The sequence below is a fragment of the Methylobacterium sp. J-026 genome (assembly GCF_022829585.1).
GTDB lineage: Bacteria > Pseudomonadota > Alphaproteobacteria > Rhizobiales > Beijerinckiaceae > Methylobacterium.
Map to the genome: position 1 here is coordinate 1 of NZ_JAKSYC010000225.1, position 21,918 is coordinate 21,918.

Below are 21,918 nucleotides of genomic sequence, written 5' to 3' on the forward strand. Positions count from 1 at the left end.
CGGGCCGGGACGAAGTCCCGCAAGAGGGGAACTCAGGCTCCGAAAACGGCGCGACCGGCATGACGGGCACAGTCCTATCCTGCACTGTCGCTCCCCTCTCCCGCTCCCCTTCGGCGGCCACCCTCCCCCGCAAAGGGCAGAGGGAGGGCGCGTGCCCGTTCTGGACCGAGCTTCCTGTCGAGGGGGCGCACCGTCAAGAACGCGATCCGTGAACACCGTTACCCTGGCCGGGAGGGGCCAGGGGCGGGGGTGGCGCGGGGACGCGCGCCGCGGTCCCTTCCGCGCCACGCCGGCAGCGCGGTCTGAGCGCCGCAGCAAAGGCCCGTCCGGCTTCCGGAGCACGCTCCAGAGCCGAGACCAGACGCAGGGTCGCGGCAAGCCCACCCGGGACGACCGCGACCCGGTCGCGGGGGGCGCGAAACCCTGAGCGGTGCCGCCCCTGGGGCGATCTGTCCCGGGTCGTCCCGCCATCGCGATGCGGTCATCCGGAGCGGCGGCGGGTTGGACCATCGGCTGCCCAGGCCGCGCCCAGCGGCGCAGGGGCGGGTCCACGCCGGGACAGCACAGACCGCCCATGTGGTATCTCTACGGCCTGGCCCTGCTGGCCGGCATCGCGAACGCCATCGAGCCCGGCCAGAACGCCACGCTGGCGAAGTCGACCGGGCAGCCGATGCTGGCGGGCCTGTTCTGCTTCGCGCTGGCGGTGGCCTGCTTCCTCGGCGCCATGGCGATCCTGCGCTGGTACGGCCAGCCGACCGCCGAGCGCGCCACCGACGTCCCCTGGTGGGCCTGGCCGGGCGGCATCCTCGGGGCCGCGGTCGTCCTGGCGCAGCTCTACGTCTCGGAGCAGGTCGGGGCCGCGCCGTTCCTGGGCTGCGTCATCACGGCGGGCGTGATCGGCTCGATCGCCCTCGATCATTACGGTCTCGTCGGCTTCGAGCGCCGTCCCGCCGGCCGCTGGCGCCTCCTCGGCGGCGTCCTGATGGTTGCGGGCGTCGCCCTGGTGGCAGTGTCCTGACCGGCCCCGCCGACGATCCCACGCCCCGCCCAGTCAGGATCCGAGCATGTTCCTCCTCTACGGTTTCGCCCTGCTGGCGGGCATCGCCACCGCGATCGAGCCCGGCCAGAACGCGGGCCTCGCCAAATCCCTCGCCCGGCCCCTCCTCGCGGGCGTGGTCAGCCTCCTCGTCAGCATCGCCACGATCGTGGCGATCATGCTCGTGACGGGGCAGGTCGGCTTGCCGGGGGCGGACCGCTTGGCGCAGGTCCCCTGGTGGGCATGGCTCGGCGGCTTGATGAGCGCGGGGCTGACGGCGGCGCAGCTCTACCTGTCCAAGACGATCGGGGCCGCCGCCTTCCTCGGCCTGATCGTCACGGGGGGCGTGATCACCTCGATCCTGCTCGACCATTTCGGCCTCGTGGGCTTCAAGGTCCACCCGGCCAGCCTGTGGCGCATCCTCGGCGGCGTCCTGATGATCGGCGGCGTCGGCCTGGTCGCCCGGTTCTGAGGGCCGACGACCGCCCCGGGCGGGATCCCATCCGCGGCCGCGGCGTTGATCCCCGTCATCACCCCGCCGGGAGGCACGCCGTGGGAATCGCCGCGTTCGTTTTCTTCGTCGTCCCCTGGATGGCCGTCGCCGTATGGCTGTTCCTGAAGCCGGGCGGGTTCCGCCAGGGCGTGCCGGCGGCGCCGTGGCGCCCGCTCGCGGATTACGCGCCGCCGCAGCGGGACCAGCAGCATGCGGCGGAGACGACGAGCCTGGAGTCGGGCGCGGCCCATGACGGCAAGCACGCGCCGATCCAGATCAGCTGAGGGCCGGACGGGGCGGCGATCCGCGCCGACCCGGCGCCGGTGTCCGGGGCCGGGCAGCGGCCGGGCATGAGCGCAGGCATGCGCTCCGCGCTGGTCTGCGCGCCATCCCTCCCCGCCCCGAGCCCGGCACGCTCTGGATTTCCGGCCCCACTGCGCCTAGACCGTTGAGCCTCACCGGCACGCCCCGCGTCCGAGCGGGCCGCGATCCTTAACGCCAGCGAGGCTTACGGCTTTGGCCCTCCCCGTCAACGAACGCCGGCGCATCATGCTGCTCACCGGGGCGAGCCGGGGCATCGGCCACGCCACCGTCAAGCGATTCTCGGCCGCGGGCTGGCGGGTGATCACCTGCTCGCGCCACCCCTTCCCGGAGAACTGCCCGTGGGAGATGGGTCCCGAGGACCATCTCCAGGTCGACCTCGCGGACGCGCAGGACACGGTCCGCGCCGTCGAGGAGGTCCGCGGGCGGCTCGACGCCGAGGGCGGCGTGCTGCACGCGCTCGTCAACAATGCCGGCATCTCGCCCAAGGGCCCCAACGGCGAGCGCCTGGGCGCGCTGGCCACCGAGTTCGATGGGTGGCAGCGGGTGTTCCAGGTCAACGTCTTCGCCACGATCCTGCTGGCCCGTGGCCTGCGCGACGAACTCGCCCGGGCGCGGGGGTCGATCGTGAACGTGACCTCGATCGCGGGATCCCGGGTCCATCCCTTCGCGGGGGCGGCCTACGGCACCTCCAAGGCCGCGCTCGCCGGCCTGACCCGGGAAATGGCAGCCGATTTCGGGCCGCTCGGGGTGCGGGTGAACGCGATCTCCCCGGGCGAGATCGACACCTCGATCCTGTCGCCGGGCACCGAGAAGCTCGTGGAGCAGATCCCGCAGCGCCGGCTCGGCACCCCGGACGAGGTCGCCAAGGCGATCTACTTCCTGTGCACCGAGGCCTCGTCCTACGTGAACGGGGCGGAACTCCACATCAACGGCGGCCAGCACGTTTGACCGGATCGCGTGCCCCCTCGGGCGTGGCCGCCGCGGGCGACGGTTCCCCGCCGGGACGGCGGGGCCGGGCGCTGGTCCTGGGCCTGCTCCTGTGCGCGGCGCCCGTCGCCGCGCGGGCGGAATCCGGGATCCGGATCCTCGACCTGCCCTTCGCGGTGCGCGCCCTGCGCGGCTCCCGGAGCGAGGCCGCCGTATCGGTGGCGACCTCCGGGCTGCTGCCGATCGCCGGCGCCAAGGTCGGCCGGCCGGCCGGCGACGAGGAGAGCGCGCCGATCGCCGTGGTCTGGGGCGACGCGGGCGGCGCCGTGCTCGCCCTGGCGGACGGCACCGTCACGGTGAGGCCGATCGGCCGCGAGGCGGTCGAGGGGCTGAGCGCCGCCGAGACGCCGCGGGGCGCCCTCCCGGGCACGCGCCGGGCGCTCTCGGGGCCCTTGAGCGCCTATCTCACCGGGCGGACCCGCGCCCCGGATGGCGGCGAGGCCGCCGCCGTCCTGACGATCCGCGAGCGCCAGCCGATGGCGGTCAGCACGGATCCGAAGCCCGTCCCGGTGGCCACCGTCACGGTGCCGGCGGGGGGCGCGGCCCTGTTCGCGCCCCTGCGGCCGCGCCTGCTGCGCCTCGCCGACCGGCCGGCCCTGCTGGCCACGACTCTGTCGGGGACGGAGTCGGGCGGCCTCGCGCTGATCGGCCGACCGGACGCGGGCGGAACCTGGACCGTCACGGCGCGCACGCCGCCGCAGCCCGGGCCGCCCCTGAAGATCGCCGGCATCGCCGATTTCGCCGGGTCCGGCGATCTCCAGGCCGCCACGGTCAGCGCCCGGGGCACGCTCCAGCTCTGGACGCTGCACCCCGACCGGATCGAGCCCGCCGGAGAGGAAACGGGCTACGCGGCCGGCGCGGGCGATGCGGATCTCGCCGTCACGGTTCCAGCCGGCGGCGTCCCCGAACTCGTCCTGCCGGTGGCGGGCCGCTCCGAGATCGCCCTCGTGACCGCCAGGGGCGGCCTGCATGCGCGGCTGCGCGTGCCCCTGCCCGCCCCGGCCGCGACCGGCATCGTGGTCCTCGGCGAGGGGGCGGCGGCGCGGCTGGTGGTCGGGCTCGCCGACGGCCGGGTGGCCGTGGTCGCCCCGGACGGGGGGATGCCGTGAGCGCCGAGGCCGAGAGCCGGCTGTTCCCGGCGCGGCCCTTCGTGGGCGCGTCGATCGCGGTGATCCGGGAGGATCGCGTCCTGCTGGCGGCGCGGGCCAACGAGCCGATGCGGGGCGTCTGGACCCTGCCGGGCGGCCTCGTGGAGGCCGGCGAATCCCTGGCGGCGGCGGCCCTGCGCGAATTGGCCGAGGAGGTCGGGCTGACGGCCGAAATGGTCGGCGTGCTCGCGCCCACCGAGATCATCGTCCGGGACGAGGCCGGCCGCGCCCGGCACCACTACGTCGTTCACCCGCACGCCGCCCTGTGGTGCGGCGGCGAGCCCGTGGCCGGACCCGAGGCCCTGGGCACCCGCTGGGCGAGCCTCGCCGAGGTCGCCGCCCTCTCGACCACGCCGGGACTGATCGACACCCTGCGCGAGGCCTTCGCGCGGGTCGCGGCGCGGCGCCGGGACGGGGGGGCGACGGCGTGAGGCGACCGGCGGCCACGATCCTGTGCCTGCTCGCGCTCCTCGCCGGGCCGGCACAGGCGCAGCAGCGCTCAGGGCGCGCCCCCGTCAAGGAGGCTCCGAAGGAGGCCTCCAAGGAGGCGAACGCCCCCGCCGACGTCCCTGCCCCGTATGACCGCGACCTGATGCGTATGTCCGAGGTCATCGGCGCCCTGGCCTTCCTGCGCGGCCTCTGCGCGGCGCCCGACGCCGCCGACTGGCCGGCCCGGATGAAGGCGCTGATCGAATCCGAGGGCGTGACGCCCGCCCGCCGCGACCGGCTGGCCGGCGCCTACAACCGCGGCTATCGCGGCTACGCGCTGACCTACCGGGTCTGCACCCCGGCCGCGCACGAGGCGGCCGCCCGCTACGTGGCCGAGGGCGACCGGCTGTCGCATGCCCTGGCCGGGCGTTTCGGGGGGTGATGCAGGGGCGACACACCCGGCGCCGATGCCGGCGAAGCATCAGATTTGAGCCCTCGCGTTAACCGATCCGAAATTCCCGGCTGGCCGAGCCGCCGGGACCTGCTTATCATCCGTTGTGTCCGCCGGGTCCTGGGCCCGGCGCAATGGAAGTATCGGGTCATGCAGCACATCTCTCACACCGCCCCCGTCGAGGTCGATGTCGAGGAGAAGCGCGTCGCGCTGAGTTACGTCTCGGAAGCGTTCGCGGAAGGCTGTCTCGACGGGCTCGACGGGGATTGCATGGCGCAGGCCGCCCTGTTCGCCGCTTTCCAGGAACTGGTGATGACCTACGGCGAGGAGGCCACGGCTCGCTACGCGGAGGGCTTCCCCGAGCGCATCCGCGGGGGTGCCTTCACCACGACCCTCCAGCATTGAAGACCCGGAGCGCGGGCGGTTGAGGCGCGGGCGGGCAGCGCTTACCTCCCGGCTCCGCGGGCCGGCACGCCGGACCGCCCCCGTCGCGTAAGGAACCGCCTGCCATGCCCGTCGCCCTGCTGCCGGACCGCGCCCTCGTCACCGTCACCGGCCCGGACGCCGCCGCGCTGCTCCAGGGCGTGCTGACCTGCAACGTCGAGACGCTCCAGCCCGCAGAAGCGCGGCTCGGGGCCCTGCTGGCGCCGCAGGGCAAGATCCTGTTCGATTTCCTCGTCTCGCGGATCCCGGACGGATTCCGGTTCGACCTGCCGGTGGACCGGGCCGCGGATCTGGCCAAGCGCCTGACGCTCTACCGCCTGCGGGCCCAGGCGGTGATCGCCGCCGACCCCACCGTGGCGGTCGCGGTCGCCTGGGACGGCGCCGCTCCGGCGGCGGCCGAGCCCGTCGCGGATTCCCGCCACCCCGATCTCGGCGCGCGGCTCTACGCCGCCGCGGGCGCCTTCTCGGCCGATGCCGCGGAGGCCGATTACCACGCGCACCGGATCGCGCTGGGCATCCCCGAGGGCGGGCGCGACTACGCCTTCGGCGACGCGTTCCCGCACGAGGCGCTGATGGACCAGCTCGGCGGCGTCGACTTCCGGAAGGGCTGCTATGTCGGCCAGGAGGTCGTCTCGCGGATGCAGCACCGGGGCACCGCCCGGACTCGCATCCTGGCGGCCGCCTACCCGGACGGCGTTCCCGCACCGGGCACCGAGATCACGGCGGGCGGCAAGGTCCTGGGCACCACCGGCAGCGTCGCCGGCCCGCGCGGCCTCGCCCTGGTCCGGATCGACCGGCTGGGCGATGCGCGTGACGCCGGCGAGACGCCGCGGGCGGGCGAGCATCCCGTGAGGCTGGAACGGCCCGCCTACGCGACCTTCCCGATGCCGGAGGCGGCGACCAGGGCGGGGTGAGGATTTAACGGACAGGCTTCCACCGCCCGCCCGGCCCATCCGGATCCGGGCGTCCAGAAGCAGCCGGGTGTTCGTGCCTGGACCCCGCCGCACTGCGGCCGCTACGGGGCGACGCGGCACACCGCAGATCGAAAAAGCCGGGCCGATCCCGCTCTGCCGAGACGTGCGCTCGCGCACGGACCGACCCGCGATGCTGCAGTGCACCTTGGCATCACCGCGCCGCGACGCCACCTCGGCGCCGGAACGAACCGGATGCGGCCCGCGCCGCACCAGAACGAGGTATCCCATGCCGTCCCTGCTCGACCCGATCCGCGTCGGCGCCATCGAGGCGAAGAACCGGATCTTCATGGCCCCGCTCACCCGCGGCCGCGGCACGCGTGAGCACGTGCCGACCCCGATCATGGCCGAGTATTACGCCCAGCGCGCCGGCGCCGGCCTGATCCTCACCGAGGCCACCGGCATCTCCCAAGAGGGCCTCGGCTGGCCCTACGCGCCGGGGATCTGGTCCGACGCCCAGGTCGATGCCTGGCGGCCGATCGTGAAGGCGGTGCATGACCGGGGCGGCAAGATCGTCTGCCAGATCTGGCATATGGGCCAGCTGGTCCATCCGGACTTCCTCGGCGGCGAGAAGCCGGTCTCGGCCTCGGCCACCACGGCCCCGGACCAGGCCCACACCTATTCTGGCAAGAAGCCCTATGCCGAGGCGCGTCCGCTGGAGGTCGCCGAGATCCCGCGGCTGCTGGCCGATTACGAGCGCGCCACCGCCAACGCCCTGGCGGCCGGCTTCGACGGGGTGCAGATCCACGCCGCGAACGGCTACCTGATCGACGAGTTCCTGCGCGACGGCACCAACCACCGCACCGACCAGTACGGCGGGTCCATCGCGAACCGCGTGCGGCTGCTGCGCGAGGTGACCGAGGCGGTCGCCAAGGTTGCGGGCCCCGAGCGCACCGGCGTGCGTCTGTCGCCCAACGGCGCGATCCAGGGCTGCAACGATTCGAATCCCGAGCCCCTGTTCGTGGCCGCCGCCCAGGCGCTGGCCGATATCGACATCGCCTTCCTGGAGATGCGCGAGCCGGGTCCCGACGGCACCTTTGGCAAGGCCGACCATCCGCCGATCGCCCCGGCGATGCGGCGCGTGTTCCGCAATCCGATGATCCTGAACGCCGATTACGACGGGATCAGCGGTCAGAAGGCGCTCGATGCCGGGGACGCCGACGCCATCGCGTTCGGGCGGACCTTCATCGCCAACCCGGACCTGGTCGAGCGCATCGCCACAGGCGCCCCCCTCGCCAAGGACGAGGCCGCCACCTGGTACAGCCAGGGCCCGGAGGGCTACGTCGATTATCCGACCCTCGGCGAGGCCCGCGCCGCGTAGGGCGCGCGCCAAAGCAAAGGCTCGGAGCCGTTCCCAATCGCGATCGGAGCGGGGACGGCTCCGGGCGCCCCGGGCCCGGGACGATCACCGCGCCGGTTGAAGGCGCGGCGGTCCTATGCGGTCACATCTAGGCAGCTGCGCCCGAGGCCCCTATTTGGAGCCGGACATGGATCTGCCGGCACCTCACGCGATCGCGGCCCTCGAACCGACAGTCGGCGCCTGGAGCACCGCGGATCGGCTTGCGGAGCTGCATGACCTCGCGATCCTCGATACCGAGCCGGAGCCGCTCTACGACGATCTCGTGCGGGTCGCCGCCTATGTCTGCCGCGCGCCGGTCGCCCTCGTCAGCCTGGTGGATGCCGAGCGGCAATGGTTCAAGTCGGAGGTCGGACTCGGCAAGCGCGAGCTGCCGATCAACTGCTCGGTCTGCGCCCATACGATCGAGGCCGGGGCGCTGCTCGTCATCCCCGACCTGACCGCCGATCCCCGGACCATCCAGAACCCCCTGGTGACCGGACCCGAGGGTTTCCGCTTCTACGCGGGCGCGGTGATCCGGGGCGAGCGCGGCGTCCCGCTCGGCGCCCTGTGCGTGCTCGATCGGGTGCCGCGGTCGGAGGGGCTCGATTCGGATCAGACCGCCACGCTCGCCGCCCTGGCGCGCCAGATCTCGAACCTCCTGGAGCATCGCCGGACCCTGACCCAGGTGGCGAGCCGCGAGGCGGAGGTCGCCGCGAGCGAGCGCCGCTTCCGGGTGATGACCTCGGCGATGCCCCAGATGGTCTGGACCACCCGGCCCGACGGGTTCCACGATTACTACAACGACCGCTGGTACGAGTTCACCGGCGTGCCCTACGGCTCCACCGACGGCGAGGGCTGGAACGACATGTTCCATCCCGACGATCAGGCGCTGGCCTGGGAACGCTGGCGCCACTCGCTGGCCACCGGCGAGCCCTACGAGATCGAGTACCGCCTGCGCCATCGCGACGGCGCGTATCGCTGGACGCTCGGCCGCGCCATGCCGATCCGCGACGGGGCCGGGCAGATCGAGCGCTGGTTCGGGACCTGCACCGACATCGACGACCTGAAGCGGGCCGAGGCCGAGGCGCGCAAGCTCGCCGCCATCGTCGAGACCTCGAAGGACTTCATCGGCCTCTCGACGCTCGACGGCGAGATCACCCATCTCAACGAGGCGGCCCTGTCCCTCGTCGGGCTGCCCGATCTCGCGGTCGCCCGCCGGCACCGGATCCCCGATTTCTTCACCGAGGACAGCCGCCGCATCCTGGATGAGACCGTGATGCCGGCGATGCGCCGGGACGGGTTCTGGGAGGGCGAACTGGCCTTCCGGCATTTCGGCACGGGGGAGCCGGTGGCGGTCCTCTACAACATCTTCCCGGTGCGCGACCCGACCGGGACCGAGGTCGGCTACGCCACCGTCACCCGCGACCTCCGGGAGGCCAAGCGCGCCGAGGAGGCCCGCGACCTGCTGATCCGAGAGCTGTCGCACCGGATCAAGAACATCTTCGCCGTGGTCGGCGGCCTCGCCGCGCTCACCGCCCGGAGCGATCCCGCGGCCCAGCCCTTCGCCAAGGCCTTCCGCGAGCGGCTCGGCGCCCTGGCGCGGGCCCACGAATACGTCCGGCCGCATTCCCCCGACAGCGCCCCCGCGGTGGCGGGTCAGACCGTGCTCGGCCTGATGCGTCTGATCATGGCCGCCTACGAGGAGGGCGGACAGGCGCGGGTGGCGATTTCCGGCGACGATGCCGAGATCGGCGAGCGCACCGCCACCGCCCTCGCGCTGATCATGCACGAGCAGGCCACCAACGCCATGAAGTATGGCGGCCTCTCCACCAAGGCGGGCGGCGTCTCCTTGAGCGGGTGCCGGGAGGCGGGGCGCTACACGCTGACTTGGCAGGAGGCGGGCGGGCCGCCGGTCACCGGCGCGCCCTCCCGGAAGGGATTCGGCACGGTCCTGGCCGAGCGCAGCGTCGCCGGCCAGCTCGACGGCGTGCTGGAGCACGACTGGGCCCCCGGCGGCCTCCTGATGCGGCTCAGCGTGCCGATCGAGAACCTCCGGGCCTGAGATGGCCGGTCGGATGGACGGCGCCGGGCCGCGCCTCGTCGTGCTCGACTTCGACGGGACGCTGGCCGACAGCTTCGACTGGTTCTGCTCGGTCATGAACGGTGTCGCCGCGCGCTATCGCTTCCGACAGGTCGAGGCGCACGAGGTCGAGGGCTTACGCCTCCAGGGGGCCCGCGCGATCGTGGCCCATCTCGGCATCCCGCGCTGGAAGCTGCCGTTCATCGCCCGCCACATGCACACATTGGCGGCCCGCGACGCGGCGCAGATCGCGCTGTTTCCGGGCGTGCCCGAGATGCTGGCCGGCCTCGCGCGGACCGGCGTGCCGATGGCGATCCTGTCGTCGAACCGCGCCGACACGGTCAGACGGGTGCTCGGGCCGGACAATACGGCCCTCATCGACACCTATGCCTGCGGGGCGGCACTGTTCGGCAAAGCGCGGCGGCTGCGGCGGCTCCTCGCGCGCCGGGGCGTGGCGCCGGCGCAGGCCCTGTGCATCGGCGACGAGATCCGCGATCTAGAGGCGGCCCGGGCCCTTGGCTGCCCGTTCGGCGCGGTGGCGTGGGGTTATACGGACCCGCAGGCGCTGGCGGCGCAGGGACCCGAATACCTGTTCTCGGAACCTGCGGAGATCGCCCGCCTGCTGGCGGGCACTCCGGTTCACATACCGCGGTTGGCGCCCGGCACGACGCTGGCGCCGTTGCCGCTGCCGAACGGCTCGTAGCGGGTCAGGCCGCGGAACAGCTGGCTGAGGAAGGCCCGATCGGCGCCGCTGGTGGGCGTGGTGCGCTCGATGAAGTCGAACACCCGACCGTCCTGGAGGCCGTAGAGCGCCACACGCTCGACCTTGAAGGCAGCGGTGAAGTAGACGGCCGTGACCTTCTGGTCCTCGACCTGCTCGCCCATGAACATGATCGTCCGGCGGGTGTTCTGGGAGATGTAGTACCAGGACTTGTTGCCCACCGTGGACACGGTCGAGGGCGTGCCCAGGATCTGCAGGACCTGCTCGGGGCTCATGCCCGGCTTGATCGTGGCGAGGGCCGCCTGATCGACCTGGTAGCCGTGGCGCAGCTCCTCGCCGATGCAGCCGGACAGCCCGGCTCCCGCAAGGCCGACCAGGGCGAGGCGCGCGAAGGACTGAACGAGACGGCGCCGCATCGGGCCCCCAGAGAACGTGTGAACGGACGGGGCGCGACCGACACCGCCGGCACAGGACTCCGACGACGCTTGCGCCCTGGGCGTGGGTTGCCGTACCGCGGGGTTATGGCTTTGACAAGGCAAGCTTGGCCACAGGCCGCCGGGGCGTGGCACCCCATCGGGGCGGGGCACCCCAACGGGGCGTGGCACCGATGATCGCGCGGCTGTTCAGGCGGGCGCATGCGCGGCGCCGCGCCGTGGAGGGGCTGCACCTGGCCCTGAGCATGGCGGCCCGCCGCCCGGGCCTCTATACGCGCCTGGGCGTGCCCGACACCGTGGAGGGCCGCTTCGAGGCCCTGTGCCTGCACGCGATCCTGGTCCTGCGGCGGCTGAACCGGCTGCCGGAGCCGGCCGCCGAGGTGGCGCAGGATCTCGTGAATTCCGTCTTCACCCAGCTCGACGCGTCCCTGCGCGAGCTGGGCGTCGGCGACATGGGCGTGGCGAAGCGGATGAAGAAGCTCGGGGCCGCCTTCTACGGCCGGGCCGCGGGCTACGATTCCGCCCTCGACGCGGGCGACGGCGAGGCCCTGCGCGCGGCGCTGGTCCGCAACGTCCTCGGCGGGGCGGGCGACGGGGCGGGCCTCGCCGCCTACGTGCAGGCGGCCGACGCGGAACTGTCGGGCGCCGACCTCGACGGCCTGCTCGGGGCCGGGCCACCGTTTCCAGAGCCGGACGGCATCACCGCGGCGGCCGTTCCGGCCGGAGGATCGACGGGAGGCATCGCATGAGCCGGGACAGCCGCCGGGAGATCGCCCAAGACGGCGTGCGGGACAGCGGACCGCTCGTGCGCTGGGTCAATGTCGAGCGCCTGCCCCAGGGGCGCGGCGCCGTCACCGTGGAGGCGAGCCCGGCCGAGTGCGCCGCGCTCGCGGCCGATTTCGGCATCCCCGGCCTGCGCGATCTGGTCGGGCGGTTCGCGATCACCGGCTCCACCAGCCGCCTCACGGTGACGGGGACCGTGGAGGCCCTGGTGACTCAGGTCTGCACCGTCAGCCTCGAACCGTTCGAGGGGCCGGTCAGCGAACCGGTCGAGGTCGTCTTCACCGATACCGACCAGCTCGCCGGCACCGATGCCGAGGATGCCGACATCCCCGACCCCCTCGTCGGCGGCCGGATCGATTTCGGCGCGCTCACCGCCGAGTTCCTGGCGCTGGGGCTGGATCCGTATCCGCGCAAGCCCGGCATCGCCTTCGAGCCAGTGGTGGCGGGCGACGACGCCGGCCCCCTCGCCGGGCTGCGCAGGCTCCGCGACGGCGGGGGCTGAGCGCCGGTCCGCCCCCTCGACCCCGCGGCTTCAGGGCACGAAGCCGCTCCGCCTGAGGAAATCCGCCGCCACCGACGCGGCCGGCTCGCCGCCGAGCTGCACGCGGCCGTTGAGGTCCCGCAGGGTGACGAGGTCGAGGGCGCGGAAGATCGGGTCGAGCGCCGGGGCGATCTCCGGATGGGCCCTGAGGACGGCCCCCCGGACCACCGGCGCGGGCTGGTAGACCGGCTGGACGCCCCGGTCGTCATCCATCACCACGAGCCGGGCGGCGGCGAGGCTGCCGTCGGTCCCGAACACCATGGCGGCGTTCGTCCCCGAGGTACCCCGCGCCGCCGCGGCGATCGTGCCGGCGGTGTCCCCGCCCGCCAGGATGACGAGCTGGTCCGGTCGGAGCGCGAAGCCGTAGGTCCGGCCGAAGGCCGGGAGCGCGGCCGGAGTGCTCACGAATTCCGTGGAGGCCGCGAGCTTGATCGCCCCGCCGCCGGCCACGTAGCGGCCGAAATCGCTCATGGTCCGCAGGCCGGCGGCCTCGGCGATCTCCGCCCGCACCGCGATCGCCCAGGTGTTGTTGGCCGAGGCCGGCGTCAGCCAGACGAGGTCGTTGGCCTTCAGGTCCAGGGTCCGGGCGGTCTCGTAGGCCGCCGCCGCGTCCTTCCAGACCGGGAGGTCCGGCCGGCCGAAGAAGAACGCCGCGTTGCCGGTATATTCCGGGTAGATGTCGATCTGGCCCTCCAGCAGGGCCTGGCGCAGGATCGCCGTGGCCCCGAGCTGGGTCTTGTCCACTGTCGGAATGCCCCGGGCGTTCAGCGCCTGCAGGATGATGCTCCCGAGAACCCCGCCCTCGGTGTCGAGCTTGGAGGCGACCACGACGGCGCCCGCCCGCGCGCCGGACAGGGCGAGGAGCAGCGCGACGAGCCCCGCGAGGATCCGCTTCGCCATCGGCCCGACCCCTCCTGTCCGCGCCGCCCGGACTGCCCGCGGCCTGAAGCGGATACCGGTTGGCGAAGGTTCAATCAAATCGTCGAAATCCGATGAATATCCCTTAACCTTTACACGAGGCTGCAATGAACGGCCGCGATCCTGGCGATATATGAAGGGAAAGGTTGTTTCAGATCGAGCCGAGTCAGCGACATGTCGTATTCGATCTTCGTCCGCGATCTTGCCCGAACCGACGGGGGCTCACCGCAGCTCCTGGCCTACGACATCCACGACCGTTCGATGGCGGCCTCGCTCGTGTCGGTGATCGCCACCTCGTATCGGGATCATGGCTTCAACCCGGCCACCCGGGTGCACTGGTTCCGGACCGACGGCAGCGTCCACGAGATCTACACCTGGCCGCAGGCCTGAGCGCGCCCCAGGCGCGTCAGGTGCCGCAGAAGGTCCGGTAGCCCACCCCGCCGCCCTCCGGCGCCTCGGCGAAGCGCGCTTGGTCCGGCTGGTCCGCGTAGGGTCGGGCCAGGACCGCCAGGAGCGCCGCGAAGGGCGCGAAATCGGCCCGCTCGACGGCGGCCGCGATCATTGCCTCGACCTGATGGTTGCGTGGGATGAAGGCCGGATTGACCGCCCGCATCGCGGCGGCGGTCTCGGCCGGATCGCGGGCCTCCTCGGCCAGCCGCGCCCGCCAGCGGGGGGCCCAATCGTCATAGGCGGTGGGGTCGACGAACAGGTCGCGCACGGCGCCGTCGCCCGCCGGCCGCTCCGCCGCTTCGCACAGGGCCCGGAAGGTGCGGGTGAAGTCGGCCTGGTTCTCGGCCATGCGCCGCAGGAGGTCGCCCGCCAGCGCCGCGTCGCCCTCCCGGAGGTCGCCGAGACCGATCTTGCGGGCGAGGCCGCCGTGATAGGCCGCCTCGAAGTGCGGCGCGTAGCCGGCGAGCGCGGCCTCGGCGGCGGCGACCGCCTCGGTCTCGTCGTCGGCGAGCAGCGGCAGCAGGGTCTCGGCGAGCCGCGTCAGGTTCCAGAGGGCGATGCGCGGCTGCTCGCCGTAGGCGTAGCGCCCGGCCCGGTCGATGGAGCTGTAGACCGTCCGGGGATCGTAGGCGTCCAGGAAGGCACAGGGCCCGTAATCGATCGTCTCGCCGGCCACCGACATGTTGTCGGTGTTCATCACCCCGTGGACGAAGCCCACGAGCAGCCAGCGCGCGACCAGTGCCGCCTGGGCGGCGATGACGCCGTCGAGCAGCGCCCGGTAGGGATTTTGGGCCTGCGCCGCCTCGGGATAGTGCCGGGCCACGACGTGATCGGCGAGCGCCCGCAGCGCCTCGACGTCGCCCCGGGCCGCGAAGAACTGGAAGGTGCCGACCCGGATGTGGCTCGCCGCCACCCGGGTGAGCACCGCGCCCGGCAGCGGGGTCTCGCGCATCACGGGCTCGCCCGTCGCCACCGCGGCGAGCGCCCGGGTGGTCGGGATGCCGAGCGCCGCCATGGCCTCGCTGACGAGGTACTCGCGCAGCACCGGCCCGAGGGCCGCACGCCCGTCGCCGCTCCGGGAGAACGGCGTCGGGCCCGCGCCCTTCAGCTGGATGTCCCGGCGGCGCCCGTCGCGGCCCACCACCTCGCCGAGCAGGACGGCGCGGCCGTCGCCGAGCTGCGGCACGAACTGGCCGAACTGGTGGCCGGCATAGGCCGTGGCGACCGGGTCGGCGCCCGGCGGGATGCCGTTCCCCGCGAGCGCGGCAATGCCTTCGGGGCCCGCCAGCCAATCCGGATCGAGGCCGAGTTCCCCGGCGAGCGTCCGATTGACCTGGATCAGGCGGGGGGCCGCCACCGGCGTCGGCGCCCGGCGCGCAAAGAAGCGCTCCGGCAGGCGGACGTAGCTGTTGTCGAAGGGGAATGACATCATGATCGGCATCTATGGAGCGGCCGCCCCGCGAACAAGCGCGGCCACCGTCCAGCACGCGCGGGGCGACCGATCCCGGCCCGCGCGGGGCGGCCTATCGACCCGGCGCCGACGGGGGTTGCGTGGCCGGCGGCTTGCCGGTGCCGACCGCGCCCTCGGTCGGCGGCACGGCGGAGGGGTTGGTCACGGCGTCCGTGGCCGTCTTGCCCGGCTCGTGGGTGTCGGCGTCCGGCTTGACCGCGGTTTCGGTCTTCGGCTCCGCCCCGGAACCGGTCCGGTCCTGCGCCCGGGCCGTTGCTTGAAGCCCGACCACGGTCGTGGCGGCGAGGAGGAGGGCGAGGATCGTTCGGTTCAAGCGGGGCTCCTTGGCATTCGGGGAGGCAACGGCCGGCCGCCCGCGTCGTTCCGGCCGCGGGCTGCCCCGGCCCCCTCCGGAACCGCCGGTCCGACGCGCTCAGACCTGCGCGTCGGCTTTCTTGGTCTTGCGGCCCTTGGCGGGTTTGCCGGCCGCCTCCGGCGACGCCGCCACGGTCTCGGACGCGTCGGCGTGCTTGGCGGCCGAACCCCTCCGCTTGTGGCCGAGGCCGGCATTCCGGGCGAATTCGGCGCGCATCGCCGAGTAGCTCGACGCCGTCGTCGGATAATCGGGCGGCAGGCCGTAGCGCTGGCGGTACTGCTCGATCGTCATGCCGTTGCCGGTGAGATGCCGCTTCAGCGTCTTGTAGGGCTTGCCGTCGATGAAGCTGGTCAGCGCGTCCGGCGTGATCGACTTCTTGATCTGCGCGGGCGTCGGCCGCTTGAAGTCCGGCTCGGCCGGGGCCGAGCCCTGGCCCAACCCGGTCAGCGCGGCATGGACGCCGGAGAGGAGCGTCGGCAGGTCGGGCATCGGGACGGAGTTGTTGGCCACGTAAGCCGAGACGATGTCGGCGGTCAGTTCGACGAAATCGATCTGGTCATGGTTCGGGATTGATGTGGTGTCTTCCATCGGCGCCTCTCTCGCGGGAGTACACCATGAACGTGGCGTCCCTTGCCATTAGTCAAGGGCACACCTGATCGATTATAACTGATCCTGGTCGTTATATACCGGCTCAACCAAAAATAATAACATAAGTCAATGGCGGCGTCGGCGTTGGATAAACTCGGTTACAATGGGAATGCGCGTTCCACCGGGTCCCGCCTCCGCACGTGGGCTCGGGCAGGTGCCTACCCGTTCGCCCGGCCCTGGGGGCGCAGGGCCGCGACGGCGAGACCCGCCACCACGCCGGCCAGCGCGGCGGCCGCCTTCACGAAAAAGTCCTCGACCCGGCCGTGGCGGGTGCTGGTCAGGGTCTGCGCCGCCTCGAGGGCGCCGGCGAGGAGCACGCTGCCGATCAGGATCTGGAACCGGTGCCGCGGATAGCCCACCATCATCAGCATCCCGGCCAGGGCGTAGGCCGCGATCCGTTCGAGGCTCGGATTGGCCGTCACCACCGGCCGGAGGCCGATCGGCACCAGGGTGACGGCGGCGATGAAGGCCACCAGGATCCAGGCGGCGATGCGCACCAGGACGAGCCGCTGCGTGTCCAATCGAAGCATCGACGTTCCGTAACCTCATACTGACGGCTTCGGCATACAATGTCCGCGAGCCGTTGCCTGTCGCTTAACGGCCGCCGAGGACCGGAAAGCCTGCTCATGCGCCGAATGCTGGTCCTCGCGACGCTGCTCGCCTTCACGTCGATGCCGGCCGCCGACGCGGCCAACCCGGTGCGCGACGTGCTGTGGGTCGCGCTGCAGGGCTGCGTCCTCGCCAAGAAGGCCGCGGGCCGGAGCTTCCCCTGCCTGTCCGTCGATCTCGGTGACGGGGTGCGGCCCGGGACGGCGGTGCTGCGCGCGCCGGGTCAGCCGACCCATACGGTGGTGATGCCCACCGACAACGTGTCGGGAATCGAGGCGCCAGTGCTCCAGGGGCCCCGCGGCGCCGCCTATTGGCGGGCGGCGCTCGACGCGCGGCACTTCGTGTCGGACGCCCTCCCGGGCCGCCTGCCGGTCGCGGCGGTCGGCCTGGAGGTGAACTCGGTGGGGGGCCGCAGCCAGGATCAGCTGCACATCCATCTCGATTGCCTGCACCGCAGCGTCACGGCGGCCCTGAAGGCGCATGGCCCGGCCGTCGGCGAGAGCTGGGCCCCGTTCCCCGTCCCCCTGGAGGAGGAGCGCTATCTCGCCCTGCGGGTGCCGGCCGATGCGGTCGAGGGCTTCAACCCGTTCGAGGCCCTGGCGCGCGTGCCGGGCTGGCGGGGGCGGCTGCACGATGCGAGCTTCGCGGCGGTCGCGGCAGACCCCGACGACGAGCGGGCCGGCATGATCGTCCTCGCCTACAGGATGCCGGAGGCGAGCGCCGAGGAACTGATGGATCACGGCTGCCGGGCGGCCCGCGCGCGCCGGGACAGCTGACCGCCGAGCGCGCGCCACTGTTGCCGATCCGTTCTGTCCGAACGGCCCGGCCCTGGGGCATAGGACGGGGATGCGCAGGACGGTGTTCACGCGCTCTCCGTCGACCTGGATCACGGTTCGGCGGGGACGGGCGCGTCACGACAAGGGTTTTCGGTGGCTCCCGGGCTGGACGCGTCCGGGCGTGGTCCCGGCCCTATGCGCGCTCCTCCTCGTGACCGCCGTCCCGGCGGGCGCGAACGCGGCGGCCGATCCGGCCGACCCGCGCGCGCTGGAACGGGCCTGGCACCGCTGCCTGCGCGACTCCGCGGCGCATCAGCCCGCCGGGCAGAGCCGCGCCGGGAACGAGCGCAACGCCCTGGACGAGTGCAAGCCCAGCGAGGACGCCCTGGTGGCGGCCCTGATGTCCGGCCGCCCGGCCGAGGACGGACGGCCCGGGACGGTCTGGTCGCGGACCTGGGCGGCCTTCGTGGAGCCGTTGACCGCCTGGATCGGCGCCCTGCGCCGCTGAGCGCCGGATCACGCGTCGACCCCCGTGCGCCCGGCGGGCCCGGCCAACCGGGCGCGGTGGCCTTCGCTGTCCGTGACCGATCACCCGTCTCTTGCGGCGTCGCACCGCGCCGGCCGTGCCGAACCGGACCGCCGACCGATCGTTGGGCCCGCATGACCGACCACACCCCCACGCCGCCCCTCGACCCAGTCGTCGAGGCCCGCCGCCGCGAGATGGCAACCGAGCACCTGCTGTTCGGGACGATCCGCTTCCTCGCCCAGCGTCATCCGGAACTGCTGGACGAACTCGACGCCAGCCTCGACCACCTCTGGGACAAGGCCGAGGGCGAGGCGCGGGACGACGCGGCCGTGCGCAAGATCGCGGGCCGGATCGTGAAGAGCCTGCGGGCCGAGAGCTGAGCGAGCCCGGGTTGCCGCGGGTCGCCGGCGCCTAACCCGCGCCGCCGGTCCGATTGCCCAAAGCCGTGGGACGCGGCGCCGGGACGCGCGCACCGTGCCGGACACTGAGGCCCGGTACGGTGCGCGCGCTTTCGGGACGACGCGCTAGCGCGAGCAGCCGATGCAGATGCCGCGGGTGATCGCGTCGTCCTGCCGTTCGTTCACGCTGCGCCGATCGATGCTGCCGGTCTCCTTCGGGTTGAGGGCACCCGGATTCGGCACCGTCTGGCCGGTCGCGGCGGTGTGCGGGGCCTTCGCGGTGGAGGTCGGGCCGCCGCCGGTGCCGGTCTCGCTGGCGGGATCCGCCCAGGCGGGCACGGAGCCGAGGGCGAGGGCCGCGGTCACCGCGAAGATCGTCGACATACGCATGGGAAGCTCCTGAAACGGCAAGCGTCTGTGTGTGGAACCGACGCCTCCGGACGCCGGAAGTTCCCGCCGGCCGGTTCGGCACGGGGCCACCTGACGGCGCGCCGGCCATGGCCTATGAGGACGAGCGACGGTCGGAAGGGGGCGACGGGATGGGCAACGGCGACGGCATCCGCACGCCGAACGCGAAGCTCGCGGAGGTCCAGCGCCTGGCGACGGCGCTCGCCGCCCGGGTGCGCTACGCGCAACTCGTCGGGCGGCCGGTCTACGAGGAGCAGATCGCCGCCCTGGTCGGCGCCGCGCGGCTGATGGATGATGAGAACGCGCCCTGGCCGCCCATGGTCGAGGAGGTGCTGACCGAACTCGCCAGGTCCATCGACGGCCCCGATCCGGCCCCGGAGGCCGGCGACGGCCCCTGAGGCCGCGGGACGCGAAGGTCCCGGGGCGGCGCCCTCGGTCCGACGGGGGGTGGTCCACCGGGGCAGAGGCGCGCGCCTTACGCCCGACCCGGCGCGGATCCTCCACCGGCGGGTCACCGCCGCGCCCCGCTTGTGGCGCCGGCCGCTTCGGTCTAACCGTCCTCACCCATGCGGGCGCCCGTCGCACCGCACGCCTGCCCCCCGATAGTCCGGCCGGACGAGAGCCATGGTCGCCCATACCCGCGCCGACACGGCGCCGAAGCCCCAGGATCCGGCCTTGGCCGGGGCCCGCATCCTCGTGGTCGAGGCGCGCTACTACGAGGCGATCGCCGACGAACTCCTGGCCGGCGCCCGCGCGGCGATCGCGGCCGCCTCGGCGCACGCCACCGTGGTCACCGTGGCGGGGGCCCTGGAGATCCCCGCCACCGTGGCGATCCTGCTCGACGCGGTGCCCTACGACGCCGTGGTGGCGCTGGGCTGCGTGATCCGCGGCGAGACCGGCCATTACGACATCGTCGCCGGCGAGAGCGCCCGCGCGCTGATGGACCTCTCGGTCGACCGCCGGATCCCGCTGGGCAACGGCATCCTCACCGTCGAGACCGAGGCGCAGGCGCTGGCCCGCGCCCGGGTGGCCGAGATGAACAAGGGCGGCGGCGCGGCCGAGGCGGCCCTCGGCGTGCTCGCCCTCAAACGCGCGGCCGAGGTGGTGCGCCCGCGATGACGGATACCGACATGACCGGGACGACCGACACCCCGCCGGAGGGCGCCGCCGCCGGCGCGGCCCCCGGGACGGCGACGATCAGCCCGCGCACCGGCGCCCGCCTCGCCGTCGTGCAGGCGCTCTACGAGATGGATATCTCCGGCAAGGGCGTCCTCGACGCGCTGGCCGAGTTCGAGGCGTTCTGGATCGGCCGGGAGATCGACGGCATCGTCCATCCCCAGGCCGAGACCGCGTTCTTCCGCGACCTGCTGCGCGGCACCGTCGCGGAGCAGCGGGCGATCGACCAGAAGCTCGACCAGGCGCTCGCCCAGGGCTGGCCGCTCCGGCGCATCGAGATCGTGCTCCGCGCGATCCTGCGGGCGGGGGCCTACGAGCTGATGTTCCGGCCCGACGTGCCGGTGGGCGCGGCGATCTCGGAATACGTCGACGTGGCGCACAGCTTCTACACCGCCGACGAGCCGGGCCTCGTCAACGCGGTGCTCGACCGGGTCGCCCGGGAGGTCCGGCCCGGCGAGGTCGCGGCCGCCAAAGGCTCGGGCAAGGGGTCCGGCAAGGAGTCCGGCAAGCCGGGCTCGTCCAGGCCCCTCCCCGCGCGGCCGCCCGCCGAGAAGGCCTGACCCGTGTCGGGCCCGGCCCGCTCCTCCGAGGAGGGGCTGATCGCCCGCTATTTCGCCCCCCTGGCGGGGCCGGGCGCGGACGGGCTCCGGGACGACGCCGCCACCCTGACGCCGTCCCCCGGCCACGACCTCGTCCTCACCGCCGACGCGGTGGTCGCCGGACTCCACTACTTCCCGGACGATCCGCCCGCCTCCATCGCCCGCAAGGCGCTCGGCGTGAACCTCTCCGACATCGCCGCCAAGGGCGCGGTCCCGCGCGGCTTCCTGCTGACCCTAGCGCTGCCCGACGACTGGACGGAGGACTGGCTCGCCGGTTTCTCGGCCGGGCTCGGCACGGCAGCCGCTGCGGCGGGCTGCCCGCTGCTCGGCGGTGACACGGTGCGCTCCGGCGGGCCGGCGCTGATCGGCATCAGCATGGTCGGCGAGGTGCCGGCCGGCGCGATCGTGCGGCGGACCCATGCCCGAATCGGCGACCGGATCTGCGTCACCGGCACGATCGGCGACGCCGCCCTCGGCCTGCGCCTGCGCCTGGACCCGGCGGCGCCCTGGGCGGCCGGCCTGGATCCGGCGCTGCGGGCGGCGCTGGCCGACCGCTACCTCCATCCGCGCCCCCGCCTCGCCGCGGCGCCCGCCCTGCGCCGCCACGCCTCCGCGGCCATGGACGTGTCCGACGGCCTCGCGGGCGACCTCGCCAAGATGCTGGGTGGCGGCCGCTCGGCCCGGATCGCGGTGGAATCGGTGCCGCTCTCGAAGGCGGCCCGGTCCGCCTGCGCGGCGGAGCCGGACCTGATCGACACGGTCCTGACCGGCGGCGACGATTACGAGATCCTCTGCACGGTGGCGCCGGAGGGACTCGACGCGTTCCGGGTCGATGCGGCCGCGGCCGGGGTGCCGCTCACCGCCATCGGCACGGTCACCGCGGGCGACGGCCCGCCCCGCTTCGAGTCGGGCGACGGGGCTGCGCGCGTGTTCGCCACCGGGGCCTTCAGCCACTTCTGAGGCCGGACCCGCGCGGCCCGATTGGCGCCGTCACGCCGCGGCGCGACACCGGCGAGCGGCCATCTCCCGCAGCCCTAGGACGGTCACATATCACTTCCGGATGCGGGCAACGGCCGGCCCCGCGCGCGCTCCCTCCCCCGCAGCGGCGACCGGATTCACACATCGGGTTTTGTATCGCTCCGGCTGAACTTCAGGCCTGCTCCAGAGATGACATGCGCCCCCCCCCCGCCGGGTCGGGCCCGGACGAAGTCCCGCAATAGGGGAGCGCGGCTTCAGGACAGGGGGGGTCCGTCATGATGCGCTCAGGCCCATTCTGCACCGTTGCTCCCCTCCCCCGACCCCCTTCGCGGGCCACCCCCCCCCCCAGAGGGGGGAGGGAGACGCCCTCGCACCCGCGCATTGCCCTCATCCGCCGCACGCGGGGCCCGCACCCGATAACCGCC

General features: G+C 73.4%; 29 protein-coding genes. 22 read left to right on the plus strand and 7 right to left on the minus strand.

The window, feature by feature from the left end; translation table 11 throughout:
* Positions 1-574 precede the first annotated feature (574 nt).
* The 12 genes from MKK69_RS19565 to MKK69_RS19620 all read left to right on the plus strand — a co-directional run bounded on the left by MKK69_RS19565 (position 575) and on the right by MKK69_RS19620 (position 10,405).
* A complete protein-coding gene (locus tag MKK69_RS19565) occupies positions 575-1,018 on the plus strand; it encodes a DMT family transporter (protein WP_243970573.1) in 444 nt (147 codons plus the stop codon).
* 46 nt (positions 1,019-1,064) lie between these two features.
* Positions 1,065-1,508: a DMT family transporter gene (locus MKK69_RS19570; protein ID WP_243970574.1), complete on the plus strand. Its 444-nt coding sequence runs from the start codon at positions 1,065-1,067 to the stop codon at positions 1,506-1,508.
* Positions 1,509-1,588: 80 nt separating this feature from the next.
* Positions 1,589-1,813, plus strand: coding sequence for a hypothetical protein (locus MKK69_RS19575; RefSeq protein WP_243970575.1), 225 nt, complete (start codon positions 1,589-1,591; stop codon positions 1,811-1,813).
* A 265-nt stretch (positions 1,814-2,078) separates the two neighbouring features.
* Positions 2,079-2,801 (plus strand): SDR family NAD(P)-dependent oxidoreductase, encoded by a 723-nt coding sequence (locus MKK69_RS19580; protein ID WP_243970615.1) that lies wholly within the window; start codon positions 2,079-2,081, stop codon positions 2,799-2,801.
* Positions 2,798-3,949 carry a hypothetical protein gene (locus MKK69_RS19585; RefSeq protein WP_243970576.1) on the plus strand — a complete coding sequence of 384 codons (1,152 nt, stop codon included), beginning with the start codon at positions 2,798-2,800 and terminating at the stop codon, positions 3,947-3,949. The genes MKK69_RS19580 and MKK69_RS19585 overlap by 4 nt, the downstream gene beginning before the upstream one ends.
* Positions 3,946-4,419, plus strand: a complete 474-nt coding sequence (locus MKK69_RS19590; protein WP_243970577.1) for an NUDIX hydrolase — start codon at positions 3,946-3,948, stop codon at positions 4,417-4,419. Before MKK69_RS19585 ends, MKK69_RS19590 begins: the two co-directional genes overlap by 4 nt.
* Positions 4,416-4,859, plus strand: coding sequence for a TIGR02301 family protein (locus MKK69_RS19595; RefSeq protein WP_243970578.1), 444 nt, complete (start codon positions 4,416-4,418; stop codon positions 4,857-4,859). The genes MKK69_RS19590 and MKK69_RS19595 overlap by 4 nt, the downstream gene beginning before the upstream one ends.
* 159 nt (positions 4,860-5,018) lie before the next feature.
* Positions 5,019-5,273, plus strand: a complete 255-nt coding sequence (locus tag MKK69_RS19600; RefSeq protein WP_243970579.1) for a hypothetical protein — start codon at positions 5,019-5,021, stop codon at positions 5,271-5,273.
* A 104-nt stretch (positions 5,274-5,377) separates the two neighbouring features.
* Positions 5,378-6,226, plus strand: coding sequence for a YgfZ/GcvT domain-containing protein (locus MKK69_RS19605; RefSeq protein ID WP_243970580.1), 849 nt, complete (start codon positions 5,378-5,380; stop codon positions 6,224-6,226).
* Between the two features lie 286 nt (positions 6,227-6,512).
* On the plus strand, positions 6,513-7,604 hold the full coding sequence (locus MKK69_RS19610; RefSeq protein ID WP_243970581.1) for an alkene reductase: 1,092 nt from the start codon (positions 6,513-6,515) through the stop codon (positions 7,602-7,604).
* Positions 7,605-7,770: 166 nt separating this feature from the next.
* Positions 7,771-9,684: a PAS domain S-box protein gene (locus MKK69_RS19615; RefSeq protein ID WP_243970583.1), complete on the plus strand. Its 1,914-nt coding sequence runs from the start codon at positions 7,771-7,773 to the stop codon at positions 9,682-9,684.
* Position 9,685: 1 nt separating this feature from the next.
* Positions 9,686-10,405, plus strand: a complete 720-nt coding sequence (locus tag MKK69_RS19620; protein ID WP_243970585.1) for an HAD hydrolase-like protein — start codon at positions 9,686-9,688, stop codon at positions 10,403-10,405.
* On the opposite strand, the gene MKK69_RS19625 is transcribed toward MKK69_RS19620, so the two are convergent.
* Complete coding sequence (locus MKK69_RS19625; RefSeq protein ID WP_243970586.1) at positions 10,342-10,839, minus strand: outer membrane protein assembly factor BamE; 498 nt, start codon at positions 10,837-10,839, stop codon at positions 10,342-10,344. The genes MKK69_RS19620 and MKK69_RS19625 overlap by 64 nt on opposite strands.
* Positions 10,840-11,030: 191 nt before the next feature.
* Here MKK69_RS19625 and MKK69_RS19630 point away from each other — a divergent pair, with 191 nt between their 5' ends.
* Positions 11,031-11,606 carry a ubiquinol-cytochrome C chaperone family protein gene (locus MKK69_RS19630; RefSeq protein ID WP_243970617.1) on the plus strand — a complete coding sequence of 192 codons (576 nt, stop codon included), beginning with the start codon at positions 11,031-11,033 and terminating at the stop codon, positions 11,604-11,606.
* The gene (locus MKK69_RS19635) at positions 11,603-12,142 is read left to right on the plus strand and encodes a YceD family protein (RefSeq protein ID WP_243970588.1); all 540 of its coding nucleotides are present in this window, start codon (positions 11,603-11,605) and stop codon (positions 12,140-12,142) included. The genes MKK69_RS19630 and MKK69_RS19635 overlap by 4 nt, the downstream gene beginning before the upstream one ends.
* A gap of 30 nt (positions 12,143-12,172) precedes the next feature.
* On the opposite strand, the gene MKK69_RS19640 is transcribed toward MKK69_RS19635, so the two are convergent.
* On the minus strand, positions 12,173-13,081 hold the full coding sequence (locus tag MKK69_RS19640) for an ABC transporter substrate-binding protein (protein WP_243970590.1): 909 nt from the start codon (positions 13,079-13,081) through the stop codon (positions 12,173-12,175).
* A gap of 192 nt (positions 13,082-13,273) precedes the next feature.
* Between MKK69_RS19640 and MKK69_RS19645 the strand changes: the two genes are divergently transcribed.
* A complete protein-coding gene (locus tag MKK69_RS19645) occupies positions 13,274-13,489 on the plus strand; it encodes a hypothetical protein (protein ID WP_243970592.1) in 216 nt (71 codons plus the stop codon).
* Positions 13,490-13,505: 16 nt separating this feature from the next.
* On the opposite strand, the gene MKK69_RS19650 is transcribed toward MKK69_RS19645, so the two are convergent.
* From MKK69_RS19650 to MKK69_RS19665, 4 genes are all read right to left on the minus strand, one after another.
* The gene (locus MKK69_RS19650) at positions 13,506-14,984 is read right to left on the minus strand and encodes a protein adenylyltransferase SelO (protein ID WP_243970619.1); all 1,479 of its coding nucleotides are present in this window, start codon (positions 14,982-14,984) and stop codon (positions 13,506-13,508) included.
* An 88-nt stretch (positions 14,985-15,072) separates the two neighbouring features.
* Positions 15,073-15,333 (minus strand): hypothetical protein, encoded by a 261-nt coding sequence (locus MKK69_RS19655; RefSeq protein WP_243970594.1) that lies wholly within the window; start codon positions 15,331-15,333, stop codon positions 15,073-15,075.
* Between the two features lie 99 nt (positions 15,334-15,432).
* Positions 15,433-15,963: a MucR family transcriptional regulator gene (locus MKK69_RS19660; protein WP_243970596.1), complete on the minus strand. Its 531-nt coding sequence runs from the start codon at positions 15,961-15,963 to the stop codon at positions 15,433-15,435.
* A 218-nt stretch (positions 15,964-16,181) separates the two neighbouring features.
* Positions 16,182-16,553 (minus strand): hypothetical protein, encoded by a 372-nt coding sequence (locus MKK69_RS19665; RefSeq protein WP_243970598.1) that lies wholly within the window; start codon positions 16,551-16,553, stop codon positions 16,182-16,184.
* A 96-nt stretch (positions 16,554-16,649) separates the two neighbouring features.
* On the opposite strand from MKK69_RS19665, the gene MKK69_RS19670 reads away from it, so the two are divergent.
* From MKK69_RS19670 to MKK69_RS19680, 3 genes are all read left to right on the plus strand, one after another.
* The gene (locus MKK69_RS19670) at positions 16,650-17,408 is read left to right on the plus strand and encodes a CDP-diacylglycerol diphosphatase (protein WP_243970600.1); all 759 of its coding nucleotides are present in this window, start codon (positions 16,650-16,652) and stop codon (positions 17,406-17,408) included.
* A gap of 82 nt (positions 17,409-17,490) precedes the next feature.
* Positions 17,491-17,916, plus strand: coding sequence for a hypothetical protein (locus MKK69_RS19675; RefSeq protein ID WP_243970602.1), 426 nt, complete (start codon positions 17,491-17,493; stop codon positions 17,914-17,916).
* A 152-nt stretch (positions 17,917-18,068) separates the two neighbouring features.
* Positions 18,069-18,314 (plus strand): hypothetical protein, encoded by a 246-nt coding sequence (locus MKK69_RS19680; protein ID WP_243970604.1) that lies wholly within the window; start codon positions 18,069-18,071, stop codon positions 18,312-18,314.
* 144 nt (positions 18,315-18,458) lie between these two features.
* Here the strand turns inward: MKK69_RS19680 and MKK69_RS19685 are convergent, their stop codons facing one another.
* Entirely contained in the window at positions 18,459-18,722 is a 264-nt protein-coding gene (locus MKK69_RS19685) for a hypothetical protein (protein ID WP_243970605.1), read from the minus strand.
* Positions 18,723-18,829: 107 nt separating this feature from the next.
* Between MKK69_RS19685 and MKK69_RS19690 the strand changes: the two genes are divergently transcribed.
* From MKK69_RS19690 to thiL, 4 genes are all read left to right on the plus strand, one after another.
* Positions 18,830-19,138 carry a hypothetical protein gene (locus MKK69_RS19690; protein ID WP_243970607.1) on the plus strand — a complete coding sequence of 103 codons (309 nt, stop codon included), beginning with the start codon at positions 18,830-18,832 and terminating at the stop codon, positions 19,136-19,138.
* Between the two features lie 226 nt (positions 19,139-19,364).
* Complete coding sequence (gene ribH, locus MKK69_RS19695; protein WP_243970609.1) at positions 19,365-19,859, plus strand: 6,7-dimethyl-8-ribityllumazine synthase; 495 nt, start codon at positions 19,365-19,367, stop codon at positions 19,857-19,859.
* Positions 19,860-19,870: 11 nt separating this feature from the next.
* Positions 19,871-20,476 (plus strand): transcription antitermination factor NusB, encoded by a 606-nt coding sequence (nusB, locus tag MKK69_RS19700; RefSeq protein ID WP_243970611.1) that lies wholly within the window; start codon positions 19,871-19,873, stop codon positions 20,474-20,476.
* 3 nt (positions 20,477-20,479) lie between these two features.
* Positions 20,480-21,475, plus strand: a complete 996-nt coding sequence (thiL, locus tag MKK69_RS19705; protein WP_243970613.1) for a thiamine-phosphate kinase — start codon at positions 20,480-20,482, stop codon at positions 21,473-21,475.
* Positions 21,476-21,918: the final 443 nt, after the last annotated feature.

What these genes read in the sequence shown, in the direction of transcription:
- MKK69_RS19610 (WP_243970581.1), top strand. Translation starts at nt 6,513, where the DNA reads ATGCCGTCCCTGCTCGACCCGATCCGCGTCGGCGCCATCGAGGCGAAG.
- MKK69_RS19625 (WP_243970586.1), bottom strand. Translation starts at nt 10,839, where the DNA reads ATGCGGCGCCGTCTCGTTCAGTCCTTCGCGCGCCTCGCCCTGGTCGGC.
- MKK69_RS19605 (WP_243970580.1), top strand. Translation starts at nt 5,378, where the DNA reads ATGCCCGTCGCCCTGCTGCCGGACCGCGCCCTCGTCACCGTCACCGGC.
- MKK69_RS19685 (WP_243970605.1), bottom strand. Translation starts at nt 18,722, where the DNA reads ATGCGTATGTCGACGATCTTCGCGGTGACCGCGGCCCTCGCCCTCGGC.
- MKK69_RS19580 (WP_243970615.1), top strand. Translation starts at nt 2,079, where the DNA reads ATGCTGCTCACCGGGGCGAGCCGGGGCATCGGCCACGCCACCGTCAAG.
- nusB (WP_243970611.1), top strand. Translation starts at nt 19,871, where the DNA reads ATGACCGGGACGACCGACACCCCGCCGGAGGGCGCCGCCGCCGGCGCG.
- MKK69_RS19620 (WP_243970585.1), top strand. Translation starts at nt 9,686, where the DNA reads ATGGCCGGTCGGATGGACGGCGCCGGGCCGCGCCTCGTCGTGCTCGAC.
- MKK69_RS19635 (WP_243970588.1), top strand. Translation starts at nt 11,603, where the DNA reads ATGAGCCGGGACAGCCGCCGGGAGATCGCCCAAGACGGCGTGCGGGAC.
- MKK69_RS19680 (WP_243970604.1), top strand. Translation starts at nt 18,069, where the DNA reads ATGACCGACCACACCCCCACGCCGCCCCTCGACCCAGTCGTCGAGGCC.
- MKK69_RS19615 (WP_243970583.1), top strand. Translation starts at nt 7,771, where the DNA reads ATGGATCTGCCGGCACCTCACGCGATCGCGGCCCTCGAACCGACAGTC.
- MKK69_RS19690 (WP_243970607.1), top strand. Translation starts at nt 18,830, where the DNA reads ATGGCCTATGAGGACGAGCGACGGTCGGAAGGGGGCGACGGGATGGGC.
- MKK69_RS19645 (WP_243970592.1), top strand. Translation starts at nt 13,274, where the DNA reads ATGTCGTATTCGATCTTCGTCCGCGATCTTGCCCGAACCGACGGGGGC.
- MKK69_RS19640 (WP_243970590.1), bottom strand. Translation starts at nt 13,081, where the DNA reads ATGGCGAAGCGGATCCTCGCGGGGCTCGTCGCGCTGCTCCTCGCCCTG.
- MKK69_RS19565 (WP_243970573.1), top strand. Translation starts at nt 575, where the DNA reads ATGTGGTATCTCTACGGCCTGGCCCTGCTGGCCGGCATCGCGAACGCC.
- MKK69_RS19630 (WP_243970617.1), top strand. Translation starts at nt 11,031, where the DNA reads ATGATCGCGCGGCTGTTCAGGCGGGCGCATGCGCGGCGCCGCGCCGTG.
- MKK69_RS19670 (WP_243970600.1), top strand. Translation starts at nt 16,650, where the DNA reads ATGCGCCGAATGCTGGTCCTCGCGACGCTGCTCGCCTTCACGTCGATG.
- MKK69_RS19600 (WP_243970579.1), top strand. Translation starts at nt 5,019, where the DNA reads ATGCAGCACATCTCTCACACCGCCCCCGTCGAGGTCGATGTCGAGGAG.
- MKK69_RS19660 (WP_243970596.1), bottom strand. Translation starts at nt 15,963, where the DNA reads ATGGAAGACACCACATCAATCCCGAACCATGACCAGATCGATTTCGTC.
- MKK69_RS19665 (WP_243970598.1), bottom strand. Translation starts at nt 16,553, where the DNA reads ATGCTTCGATTGGACACGCAGCGGCTCGTCCTGGTGCGCATCGCCGCC.
- MKK69_RS19570 (WP_243970574.1), top strand. Translation starts at nt 1,065, where the DNA reads ATGTTCCTCCTCTACGGTTTCGCCCTGCTGGCGGGCATCGCCACCGCG.
- ribH (WP_243970609.1), top strand. Translation starts at nt 19,365, where the DNA reads ATGGTCGCCCATACCCGCGCCGACACGGCGCCGAAGCCCCAGGATCCG.